The organism is Micromonospora sp. NPDC047670 (genome assembly GCF_043204915.1).
Lineage (GTDB): Bacteria > Actinomycetota > Actinomycetes > Mycobacteriales > Micromonosporaceae > Micromonospora.
The window spans coordinates 42873-55776 of the sequence record NZ_JBIDDA010000005.1; the positions used below are offsets into that span (position 1 = coordinate 42873).

The window sequence follows — 12904 nt, forward strand, 5'->3', positions numbered from 1 at the left end:
CCGGCGATCCCCGCTGCCCGCCGGGCGATCGGCGCGAGGACGAGCACCAAAGGGGGGCGAGGTTCCCAATCCGGACAGCCCTCGGGGGGATTGTCGAAATTTACCGGGACTACAGTCGCTTCCTTGCAATCCTAAATCGGTACCTTGCGGGGATCAGTTCGCCTCGTTACAGTGACTCCACTCACAGCAGGCCCCCGACGCCGCCAGCGGCCGTCAGGTCACGCGTCGGAGCCGGATCAGTAGCAGGGCATCGCCGCGGTGGCGGTCACCGCGGATCAGCGCACGTCTCTGGAGACACCCGTTCCCGAAGGGATGGACAGATGTCCGTACCGCAGTATCGGAAGGCTGCGGCGTTGGCGCTCGTGGCCGGCCTGGGGCTCAGCCTTGCGGCTTGCTCCACGAAGAGCGACGACGCGACGAACGAGGCGAGCGGCAAGGTCACCATCACGGTCGACTGCCAGCCGGTCGGCTCCCAGAAAGAGCTGCTGAAGAACTGGAACGACGATGTCGTCGCGTTCCAGCAACAGAACCCGGACATCGTCATCAAGAGCGTCAGCGTCGGCGAGCAGTGCAACAACCCGCCGGACTTCACCGCCCGCCTGGCCGGCGGCACCGTGACCGACGTGTTCTACGGGTACATGACCGATCTCCAGCAGGTGCTCGACTCCGGTCAGGCGATGGACGTCACGGCGTACGCCAACAAGGAGACGATTCCGACCTGGGACAGCATCGACCCGGCACTCAAGGAGGTCTTCAGCGACGGCGGCAAGCTCTACGGCGTCCCGGTGAAGAACTACTCGATGGGCCTGGTCTACAACAAGGTCCTGTTCCAGCAGGCGGGGCTCGACGTGAACAACCCGCCCAGGACGTGGCCCGAGGTCCGGGCCGCCGCCAAGAAGATCTCCGCGCTCGGCAACGGCATCGCCGGTTATTCCGAGTACAGCGCCGGCAACACCGGCGGCTGGCACTTCACCTCCCTGCTCTACTCGCAGGGCGGGCAGGTGCTGACCGCCGACGGCAGGAAGGCCGACTTCAACAACGCCATGGGCAGGCAGGTCCTGCAGAACCTCAAGGACATGCGCTACGGCGACAACAGCATGGGCAGCCGCCAACTGCTGCAGTGGGGCGACCTGCTGACCAACGCCGCCGCGGGCAAGGTGGGCATGTTCATCGGCGCGCCGGACGCCACCCAGGCGATCGTCAGCCAGTTCCAGGGCAGGTTCCAGGACTGGGCGATGGGCCCGCTGCCCGGTCAGGACGGCCCGGCGAAGGCGACGCTCGGCGGCGGCGAGGGCTACTTCTTCAAGAAGGGCCTCTCCCCCGAGCAGGTCAAGGCCGGTCTGAAGTGGATCGCGTACCAGAAGCTGACGCCGGGCAAGGGCCAGTTCGACTACGTCCGGGCCAAGCCGCAGAACTACCCGGTCGGCCTGCCCCAGCCGCTGCTCTTCGCGGGCGGCAGCGAGGCACAGAAGCAGGAGTTCGAGCTGCGCAGGGCGAACGCGAACGTCGACACCGCCAACTTCGCGGTCTTCGAGGCGAACCCGGTGCCGATCAAGGGCGAACCGCGCAACGCGCAGGCGATCTACGCGGTGCTCGACGCGGCGATGTCCGGGGTGCTGACGAACCCGAACGCGAACATCGACGCGCTGCTCAAGACGGCCGAGGACAAGGTCAACCGGCTCCTCGCCGCGGAGAGCTGATCCGGCGGGTGGGGGCCGCGCCGGCCCCCACCCCAGCCGCGCCGCACCGTCCGGTCACCGACTTCGCAGGAGTTGCCTTGGCGATCACCACCCTCCCGGGGAGCACCAGGAAGACCCGTCGCCCGCCGTCCCCGGCAGGGCCGCGGCGCACGAGCCTCGGCCGCAAGGTCCGGGACAACCTGACCGGGCACGCGTTCCTGATCGGCGCGGTGCTCTGCTTCGTCGTCTTCTCCTGGTACCCGATGATCCGCGGCATCGTCATGAGCTTCCAGCGCACGCGGCGGGGCGAGACCGTCTGGGTGGGTTGGGACAACTACGCCCGCATCATCGACGATCCCAGCTTCTGGACCGCCTGGCGGAACACGTTCACCTTCACGCTCCTCGCGCTCGTCCTCGGCTACGCGGTGCCGTTCTTCGTGGCGCTCCTGCTCAACGAGTTCCGCCACGCCAGGGGGTACCTGCGGATCCTGGTCTACCTGCCGGTGATGCTGCCGCCGGCGTCGGCGCTCTTCCTCTTCAAGTTCTACGCGTACGACCCCAGCGAGGCGGGACTGTTCAACGCGATCCTCAAGGCGCTGCACCTGCCGACGTCGCAGTGGATGCAGTCCCCCGAGATGACGATGCCGGCGATGGTGATCGCGTCGACCTGGATGAACATGGGCAGCGCAGTGCTGATCTACCTGGCGGCGTTGCAGAACATCCCCGGCGAGCTCTACGAGGCGGCCGAACTCGACGGCGCCGGGATCTGGCGGCGGATCCGGCACGTGACCATCCCGCAGACCCGGCTGATCCTCGCGCTCCTGGCGATGCTGCAGATCGTGGCCACCATGCAGCTCTTCGTCGAGCCGCTGATCCTCGCCAACGGCGCGGGCGCGGAGGATTCCGCCACGTCGGTCGCGTACCTCATCTACCAGCACGGGTTCTTCCAGAACGACCTCAACGGCGCCGCGGCGCTCGGCGTGATCATGCTCGTGGTGCTGGCCGGCTTCTCCGCCGCCTACGTGCGGCTGACCGCGAAACAGGACTAGGACGGACGAGGAATGGCACAGGACTCCGCGACCCGGACACTCATCTCCCATGCCCAGCTCAGGCGGGGGCGCGGCAGGCTGGTCTACTGGGCGCTGCTCGCCGTCGTCGTCACGGGATTCACACTCGTCTTCCTCGGGCCGCTCTACTGGATGGTCACCGGCGCGCTCAAGTCCGGCCAGGAGATCGCGCAGACCCCGCCGACGCTGTTTCCGCGGGCCCCCCAGTGGCAGAACTACGCCGACGCCTGGAACAACCTCGACCTCGCCAAGCTGCTGTTCAACACGTTCTACTACGCGGCCGGCGCGGTGGTGTTCCAACTCGTCCTCGACACCGCCGCGGCGTACTCCCTGTCGAAGCTTCGACCGATCTTCGGCAACGCGATCCTCGGCCTGATGCTGGCGACGCTGATGATCCCGGCGATGGTCCTCATCGTCCCGCAGTACGTGACCGTGATCGACCTGCCGATCCTGCACGTCAACCTGCTCGACTCGCCCTTCGCGATCTGGTTGCCCCTGGTCGCGAACGCGTTCAACATCTTCCTGCTGAAACGGTTCTTCGACTCCATCCCGGAGGACCTGATGGCGGCCGCCCAGATGGACGGGGCGACACCGCTGCGCACGCTCTGGTCGATCATCCTGCCGATGTCGCGGCCCATCCTCGGCGTGGTCGCCATCTTCGCCGTGACCGCGGTCTGGAAGGACTTCCTCTGGCCGAAGCTGGTCATGCCGTCGCCCGAGACCCGGACGGTCAGCGTCGGCATCTACGCCTTCTCGGGCGGCACGCCCATGAACGTGGTGATCGCCGCGTCGGTCATCGCCGCGATCCCGACCGTCGTCGTCTTCCTGATCTTCCAGCGCAACATCATGTCCGGCCTGACCACGGGCAGCCTCAAGGGATAGCCCCGACGCCGCAGCAGACGGAAGGGCCGACCGCACCGGCACACACCACCAGCGCAACCGCCGCGGCGAACGACGACCGTTCGCCCGACACACATCCAGGTCCGGCTGACCGCCGACGTACCGACGCAGAAAGCAGGTGCCCGTGTCCACAGCAGACGACCCACGGTGGTGGCGCAGCGCGGTGATCTACCAGATCTACCCGCGCAGCTTCGCCGACGGCAACGGCGACGGCATCGGCGACATCGCGGGCATCCGGGAGCGCCTGGCGCACCTGTCCGACCTGGGGGTCGACGCGCTCTGGCTCAGCCCCTGGTACCCGTCGCCGATGGCCGACGCCGGCTACGACGTCGCCGACCACCGGGACATCGACCCGGTCTTCGGCACCCTCGCCGAGGCCGAGGAGTTGATCGCCCAGGCCCACCGCTCGGGGCTGCGGATCATCGTCGACCTGGTGCCGAACCACTGCTCGGACGCCCACCCGTGGTTCCAGGCGGCGCTGGCCGGCGGCCCGGGCGCCCCGGAGCGGGAGCTGTTCTGGTTCCGCCCCGGGCGCGGCCCGGACGGGGCGGAGAAGCCCACCGACTGGGTGTCGCCGTTCGGGGGCGGAACCTGGACCCGGACCACCGACCCGGACGGCACACCGGGCGACTGGTACCTGCACCTGTTCGCCCCGCAGCAACCCGACTTCAACTGGGACCACCCGCGGGTGCGCGCCGAGTTCGAGGACATCCTGCGGTTCTGGCTGGACCGGGGCGTCGACGGCATCCGGATCGACTCCGCCGCCATGCTGGCCAAGGACCCGGCGCTGCCGGACGCCAACCCGGACGGCCCGAGCCCGTTCGTCGACGTCGACGCGGTGCACGAGATCTACCGCAGCTGGCGGCGGATCGTCGAGCAGTACCCGGGCGGTCGCGCCCTGATCGGCGAGGTGTGGCTGCCCGACCACCAACGGTTCGCCAACTACCTGCGCCCGGACGAGCTGCACGCCGCGTTCAACTTCGACTTCCTCGGCTGCGCCTGGGAGGCGTCCGCGCTGCGCGCCTGCGTCGACGCGACGCTGGCCGCCCACGCACCCGTCGACGCCCCCGCCACATGGGTGCTCTCCAACCACGACGTCACCCGGCACGTCACCCGCTACGGCCGGGCGGACACCACGTTCAGCTTCGCCGCCAAACGCGAGGGCGTCCCCAGCGACCTGGAGCTGGGCACCCGACGGGCCCGGGCGGCGGCGCTGCTCTCCCTCTCGCTGCCCGGTGCCGCGTACGTGTACCAGGGCGAGGAGCTGGGCCTGTGGGAGGTCGAGGACATCGCACCCGAGCTGCGGCAGGACCCGATGTTCGTCCGCTCCGGCGGGGTCGACCCGGGCCGCGACGGGTGCCGCGTGCCGCTGCCCTGGTCGGGCGACGCGCCGCCGTTCGGCTTCAGCCCGGACGACGCGACGGCCCCGCCGTGGCTGCCCCAGCCGGCCGACTGGAAGGACCGCACCGCCCGTACCCAGACCGGCGACGACCACTCGATGCTGGAGCTGTACCGGGCCGCCCTCGCCATCCGCCGGAGCCATCCGGCGCTGGGTGACGGCGCGATGACCTGGCTGCCGGCCCCGGACGGGGTGCTCGCCTTCCACCGCCCACCCGGCTTCACCTGCCTGGTCAACCTCTCCGCCAGGGCGGTGCCGCTGCCGCCGCACGCCGAGCGGCTGCTGGCCAGTGGGCCGCTGGACGACGAGCTGCTGCCGCCGGACACCGCCGTCTGGCTGCGTACCACCGAACCGACGACCGACGCCACCGCGACCGGCGCGGAGCCCGCCCCGGCCTGACCCACCACCGGGTGCCGGCGGCCCGGCCCGGCCGCCGGCACCCCCACCGACGAGGAGGTTCGCGCACCGCACGCCGTACACGGGGGACCTGACCACCTGAGGAAAGGCAGAGGTCGCTCATGGCCGACCACACCACCCCACGTCACCTGAGCAGAACCCGGATCCGCACGGGGCTGGCCGCCCTCGCCGGCACCGCCCTCGCCGCGGCCTCGATCTCCGTCGTCACGCTCACCGGCACCGCCGTCCCGGCCCAGGCGGCGGGGCTGTCCCCGTTCGACATCCCCGGCCGGGGCGCCACCGTTCCCTTCGTCGAGCACGAGGCCGAGGAGGTCGCGCACACCGGCACGAAGATCGGGCCGGACCGGCGGTACGGCACGCTGCCGTCGGAGGCCTCCGGCCGGGAGGCGGTCACCCTCGACGCGGTCGGCGAGTACGTCGAGTTCACCCTCATCGCGCCGGCCAACGCGGTCACCTTCCGGTACAGCCTGCCGGACAACGCCACCGGCACCGGCCGGGACGCCACCATCGACCTGCGGGCCAACGGCACCCTGGTCAAGGCGGTGCCCGTCACCTCCCGGTACGGCTGGTACTACGGCGGCTACCCGTTCAACAACAACCCGGGCGACACCAACCCGCACCACTTCTACGACGAGACCCGGACCATGTTCGGGACCACCCACCCGGCCGGCACGAAGATCCGGCTCCAGGTCTCCTCGACCGCCCAGTCGCCGACCTTCACCATCGACCTGGCCGACTTCGAGCTGGTCGGCGACCCGATCACCAAGCCCGCCGGCGTCCTCGACGTGGTCGCCGACTTCGGTGCCGACCCGACCGGCGCCACCGACTCCACCGCGAAGTTCCAGGCCGCCGTGGACGCCGGGAAGGCGCAGGGACGGGCGGTGTGGATCCCGCGCGGCACCTTCACCCTCTGGGACCACGTGGTGGTCGACGGGGTGACCCTGCGCGGGGCCGGGCCCTGGTACTCGGTGCTCGGCGGCCGGCACCCCACCGACCGCAAGCGCGCCGCCGGCATCTACGGCAAGTACGTCCCCGGCGGCGGCTACGGCGGCGAGATCCGGCCGCACGAGGCCGGCGGCCCGAGCCGCAACGTGACCCTGCGCGATTTCGCCATCATCGGCGACATCCGGGAGCGGGTGGACGAGGACCAGGTCAACGCCGTCGGCGGCGCGATGTCGAACTCCGTGGTCGACAACGTCTGGATGCAGCACACCAAGGTCGGGGCCTGGATGGACGGCCCGATGGACAACTTCACCATCCGCAACAGCCGGATCCTCGACCAGACCGCCGACGGGGTGAACTTCCACTGGGGCGTCACCAACTCCACGGTGACCAACACCTTCGTCCGCAACACCGGCGACGACGCGCTCGCCATGTGGGCGCAGAGCGTGCCGAACGTCAACAACTCCTTCACGTTCAACACGATCGGCGTCACCATCCTCGCCAACCACCTGGTCACCTACGGCGGCCGCGACATCAGGATCACCGACAACGTCACCGCCGACTCGGTCACCAACGGCGGCGGCATCCACGTGGCCAACCGCTATCCGGGGGTGACCGGCCCGACCGCCGTCTCCGGGACGATCACCGTCGCCCGGAACACCCTGATCCGCAACGGCAACTCCGACTACAACTGGCGCTTCGGCGTCGGCGCGATCTGGTTCTCCGCGCTCAACGAGCCCATCCAGGGCGCGTCGATCACCGTCACCGACACCGACATCCTGGACAGCTCGTACGCGGCACTGCACTGGATCGAGGGCGCCACCAGCGGGATCAGCTTCACCAACGTACGCATCGACGGCGCCGGCACGTACGCCCTCCAGGTGCAGGCGCCCAGCCAGGTGTCCTTCACGAACGTGCGGGCCACCGGAATCGCCCAGGCCAACCCGATCCACAACTGCGTCGGCAGCGGCTTCCAGATCACCCAGGGCGCCGGCAACTCCGGCTGGTACACGGCCACCCCGTACTGCGGGCCGTGGCCCGAGCCACAGTGGGGTGGCGGCCCGACCAGCCCACCGCCGACCACGCCCCCGCCGACCACGCCCCCACCGACCACCCCGCCGCCCACCGGCGGGAACCTCGCGCAGGGCAGGCCGGTGACCGCGTCCAGCTCGACCCAGAACTACGTCGCGGCGAACGCGGTGGACGGCAACGCCGCCAGCTACTGGGAGAGCGCCAACAACGCCTTCCCGCAGACGCTCACCGTCGACCTCGGCGCGGCGCGCGCCGTGGACCGGGTGGTGCTGAAGCTGCCCGCCGGCTGGGAGCGGCGCACCCAGACGCTGTCGGTGCTCGGCTCGACCGACGGCTCGTCGTGGGCCACGCTCGCCGCGCCGGCCGGCCGCACCTTCGACCCGGCCAGCGGCAACACCGTGACGATCGGCGTACCGGCCGGCGACCGCCGGTTCGTCCGGATCACCGTCACCGGCAACACCGGCTGGCCCGCCGGCCAGCTCGCCGAGTTCGAGGTGTACGGCGGCGCAACGCCGCCGCCCACCACTCCCCCGCCGACCACGACGCCGCCCCCCACCGGCAACCTGGCGCTCAACCGGCCGATCGCCGAGACCAGCCACGCCGACGTGTACGTCGCGGCGAACGCGGTGGACGGCAACCCGAACACCTACTGGGAGAGCGCCAACAACGCCTTCCCCCAGTCGGTGACGGTCGACCTGGGCACCGCCCGCCCGGTGTCCCGGATCGTGCTGAAGCTGCCGCCCTCCTCGGCCTGGCAGGCCCGGACCCAGACGGTGTCGGTGCTCGGCTCCGCCGACGGCTCGTCGTGGGCCACGCTCGCCGCGCCGGCCGGCCGCACCTTCGACCCGGCCAGCGGCAACACCGTGACGATCGGCGTACCGGCCGGCGACCGCCGGTTCGTCCGGATCACCGTCACCGGCAACACCGGCTGGCCGGCCGGCCAGCTCGCCGAGTTCGAGGTCCACGCCACCTGACGTGTGGGCGGGGCCCGGACGCCGACGGGGCCCCGCCCGCACCGCACCCACCGCACCGCGCACACGCCTCTCCACGTCCCCGGAAGAAGGTGTCCCCCACCATGTCCAGATTCCGTACCCGCGTCGTCGCGGCGCTCGCCGTGCTCGGCCTCGCCGTCACCGCGGCGCCCCCGCCACCGGCCCTCGCCGCCGGCGGACCCAACCTCGCCGCCGGGCGCAGCGCCACGGCCAGCAGCGCCAACGGCCTGTACGTCGCGGCCAACCTGACCGACGGCAACCCGTCGACCTACTGGGAGAGCAGCGGCGCCCTCCCCCAGTGGGCGCAGGTCGACCTCGGCTCCGGCCGGTCGATCGACCAGGTGAAGCTGAAGCTACCGACCGGTTGGGAGGCGCGCACCCAGACGCTGTCGGTGCAGGGCAGCGCGGACGGCAGCGGCTTCAGCACCATCGTCGCCTCGGCCGGCCGGGCGTTCAGCCCCGCCAACGGCAACACGGTGACGCTCGACTTCCCGGCCACCACCACCCGGTACGTCCGGGTCGCGATCACCGCCAACACCGGCTGGGCCGCCGCGCAGCTCGCCGAGCTGGAGGTCTACGGCGCGGCGACCTCCTCGACGAACCTGGCGCTCGGGCGGACCATGACCGCCAGCGCCCACGCGGACGTCCACGTCGCCGGTAACGCCAACGACGGCAACCAGGGCAGCTACTGGGAGGGCGCGAACAACGCGTTCCCGCAGTGGATCCAGGTCGACCTCGCGGCCACGGTGAGCGTCAACCGGCTGGTGCTCAAGCTGCCGACCGGCTGGGACGCCCGCACCCAGACGATCACCGTGCAGGGCAGCACCGACGGCTCGACCTTCGGCACCGTCGTCGCGTCGGCCGGGTACGCGTTCACCCCGGGCGCCCACAACACGGTGACCATCACGTTCACCGCCGCCAGCACCTGGTACCTGCGGCTGCTCTTCACCGCCAACACCGGCTGGCCCGCCGGGCAGCTCTCCGAGCTGGAGGTCTACGGGCCGGCGACCGGCGACACCCAGCCGCCGTCCGCGCCGGGCAACCTGGCCTACACCGAGCCGGCCGCCGGGCAGATCCGCCTGACCTGGACGGCGTCCACCGACAACGTCGGAGTGACCGGCTACGACGTCTACGCCAACGGCGTCCTGCGGACCAGCGTCGGCGGGACCACGCTGACGTACACCGACACCCAGCCGGCCGGCGCCACCGTCTCCTACCACGTCCGGGCCCGCGACGCGGCCGGCAACGCCTCGGCGAACAGCAACACGGTGACCCGCACCGGCAGCTCGGGCGACACGGTCGCGCCGACCGCCCCCGGCGACCTGGCCCACACCCAGCCGGCCGCCGGACAGATCCGCCTGACCTGGACGGCGTCCACCGACAACGTCGGAGTGACCGGCTACGACGTCTACGCCAACGGCGCGCTGCGCGGCAGCGTGAACGGCTCGACCCTGACGTACACCGACAGCCAGCCGGACACCGCCACGGTCTCCTACTTCGTCCGGGCCCGGGACGCGGCGGGCAACGTGTCGGCGAACAGCAACACGGTGACCCGCACCGGCAGCACGCCGGGCGGCACCAACCTCGCGGTCGGCAAGCCCGTCACCGCCTCGTCGGTGGTGCACGTCTTCACCGCCGCCAACGCCAACGACGACGACGTGAGCACCTACTGGGAGGGCGCGCCCGGGGCGTACCCGAGCACGCTGACCGTCGCGCTCGGCGCGAACGCCAGCATCCGCGCGCTGGTGGTGAAGCTCAACCCCGACCCTGCCTGGGGCGCCCGCACGCAGACCTTCCAGGTGCTCGGCCGCGAGCAGTCCGCGTCCGGGTTCAGCACGTTGGTCGCCTTGGCGGCGTACTCGTTCAGCCCGGCCAGCAGCAACACGGTGACCGTCCCGGTGTCGGCGACGGCGGCCGACGTCCGGCTCCAGTTCACCGCGAACACCGGCTCGTCCAACGGGCAGGTCGCCGAGCTGCAGGTGATCGGCACCCCGGCGCCGAACCCGGACCTCACCGTCACCGGGATCACCGTCGCGCCGACCGCGCCGGTGGAGACCGACTCGGTCACGCTCTCCGCCACCGTGCGCAACGCCGGCACGGCGGCCTCCGCCGCCACCACCGTCGGATTCCACCTGGGTACGACGAAGGTCGGCACGGCCGGCGTCGGCGCCCTCGCGGCCGGCGCCTCGACCACCGTCAAGGCGACCATCGGCCCGCGCGACGCCGGCAGCTACCCACTGCGCGCCACGGTCGACGAGGCGAACACGGTCATCGAGCAGAACGAGGCGAACAACAGCCACACCAGCCCGACCCCGCTGACGGTCAGTCCGGTGGCCAGCTCCGACCTGGTCGCCTCGGCGGTGACCTGGTCGCCCGGCACGCCCGGCGCCGGCTCCCCGGTCAGCTTCGCGGTGACTCTGCGCAACCAGGGCACGGTCGCCTCGGCGAGCGGCGCGCACGGCATCACGCTGACCGTGCTCACCGACACCGGCGCCGTGGTCCGTACGCTGACCGGCGCGTACAGCGGGACCATCGCCGCCGGGGCGAGCGCCGGCCCGGTCAACCTGGGCACCTGGACCGCGGCCAACGGCCGGTACACGGTCCGCGTGGTGCTCGCCGACGACGCCAACGAGCTGCCGGTGAAGCGGCAGAACAACACCAGCGAGCGGTCGCTCTTCGTGGGCCGCGGCGCCAACCTGCCGTACGACATGTACGAGGCCGAGGAGGGCTCGGTCGGCGGCGGGGCGCAGGTGCTCGGGCCGAACCGGACCATCGGCGACCTGGCCGGGGAGGCGTCCGGCCGGCGGGCGGTCACCCTGAACAGCACCGGCGCGTACGTCGAGTGGACCACCCGGGCGCCGGCCAACGCCCTGGTCACCCGCTTCTCCATCCCGGACGCGCCGGGTGGCGGGGGCATCGACGCGACGTTGAACGTCTACGTCAACGGGGTGCTGCACAAGCCGATCAGCCTCACCTCGAAGCACATCTGGCTGTACGGCGCGGAGGCCAGCCCGAGCGACTCCCCCGGCGCAGGCCCGCCCCGGCACATCTACGACGAGGCGAACGTGCTGCTGAACTCCACCGTCCCGGCGGGCAGCCGGATCCGGCTCCAGAAGGACCCGGCCAACAGCACCACATACGCCATCGACTTCGTCAACCTGGAGCAGGTGTCGCCGCGGGCCAACCCCGATCCGGCCCGCTACAGGGTGCCGACCGGGTTCAGCCACTCCGACGTGCAGAACGCCCTGGACGCGGTCCGGATGGACAGCACCGGCACCCTCGTCGGCGTCTACCTGCCGGCCGGCACGTACGAGACCGCGCAGAAGTTCCAGGTCTACGGCAAGCCGGTCAGGGTGGTCGGCGCGGGCATGTGGTTCACCCGCTTCCAGACGCCGGTCAGCCAGCAGAACACCGACGCCGGTTTCCGGGTGGAGCCCTCGGCGAGCGGGTCGTCCTTCGCGCACCTGGCCTTCTTCGGCAACTACACCAACCGCATCGACGGTCCGGGGAAGGTCTGGGGTGAGCTGAAGGACGTGGACAACATGACCCTGGACAACGTCTGGGTCGAACACACGGTCTGCGCGTACTGGGGGGTGAGCGTCAGCGGCCTGAAGATCACCAACAGCCGCTTCCGGAACACCTTCGCCGACGCGGTGAACATGACCAACGGCAGCACCGACAACCTGGTCAGCAACTCCGAGGGCCGGTCCAACGGGGACGACGCGTTCGCGCTCTTCTCGGCCGTCGACCAGGGGGGCGCCACGGCCAACCACGGCAACGTCTTCGAGAACCTGACCGCCACGCTGACCTGGCGGGCGGCCGGGATCGCGGTGTACGGCGGCTACGACAACATCTTCCGCAACCTCTACATCGCGGACATGCTGACGTACTCCGGCATCACGATCAGCTCGCTGGACTTCGGCTACCCGTTCATCGGGTTCGGGGCCAGCCCGCCGACGCAGTTCCAGAACATCTCGCTGATCCGGGCCGGCGGGCACTTCTGGGGCGCGCAGACCTTCCCGGCGATCTGGGTCTTCTCGGCGTCGAAGGAGTTCCGCGGCATCCGGGTGTCCGACGTGGACATCGTCGACCCGACGTACTCCGGGATCATGTTCCAGACCAAGTACACCGGCGGCCAGCCGGAGAACCCGATCACCGACACGGTCTTCACCAACGTGTCGATCTCGGGAGCGCGGCGCAGCGGTGACGCGTTCGACGCCAAGTCGGGCTTCGGAATCTGGGTCAACGAGATGCCCGAGCAGGGCCAGGGCCCGGCCGTCGGCTCGGCCACCTTCGTGAACCTGCGGCTGACCGACAACTGGCAGGACATCCGCAACACCACGTCCACCTTCACCATCAACCGCAGCTGACGTACCGGGCGCCGTCGGGAGGACCCACCCGGCGGCGCCCGGTCTCCGGCCCGGCGCGGTGCGCCCGCCTGTGCCGCGACGATCAGCGCCGGGCCGCACCGCGGCG

The 12904-nt window shown here is 70.9% G+C and carries 6 protein-coding genes; all 6 read left to right on the plus strand.

Annotation, left to right across the window (positions count from 1 at the left end):
- The first annotated feature begins 320 nt into the window (after window positions 1–320).
- The 6 genes from ACGF7U_RS13950 (at window position 321) to ACGF7U_RS13975 (ending at window position 12798) form a co-directional block, all read left to right on the plus strand.
- Window positions 321–1700, plus strand: coding sequence for an ABC transporter substrate-binding protein (locus tag ACGF7U_RS13950; protein ID WP_393106330.1), 1380 nt, complete (start codon window positions 321–323; stop codon window positions 1698–1700).
- Between the two features lie 77 nt (window positions 1701–1777).
- Entirely contained in the window at window positions 1778–2728 is a 951-nt protein-coding gene (locus tag ACGF7U_RS13955; protein WP_393106332.1) for a carbohydrate ABC transporter permease, read from the plus strand.
- Between the two features lie 12 nt (window positions 2729–2740).
- A complete protein-coding gene (locus ACGF7U_RS13960) occupies window positions 2741–3628 on the plus strand; it encodes a carbohydrate ABC transporter permease (RefSeq protein ID WP_393106334.1) in 888 nt (295 codons plus the stop codon).
- A gap of 142 nt (window positions 3629–3770) precedes the next feature.
- Window positions 3771–5444, plus strand: a complete 1674-nt coding sequence (locus ACGF7U_RS13965; RefSeq protein ID WP_393106336.1) for a glycoside hydrolase family 13 protein — start codon at window positions 3771–3773, stop codon at window positions 5442–5444.
- Between the two features lie 119 nt (window positions 5445–5563).
- Window positions 5564–8410, plus strand: coding sequence for a discoidin domain-containing protein (locus ACGF7U_RS13970; protein ID WP_393106338.1), 2847 nt, complete (start codon window positions 5564–5566; stop codon window positions 8408–8410).
- Between the two features lie 101 nt (window positions 8411–8511).
- Window positions 8512–12798 (plus strand): discoidin domain-containing protein, encoded by a 4287-nt coding sequence (locus ACGF7U_RS13975; RefSeq protein WP_393106340.1) that lies wholly within the window; start codon window positions 8512–8514, stop codon window positions 12796–12798.
- The last annotated feature ends 106 nt before the right edge of the window (window positions 12799–12904 follow it).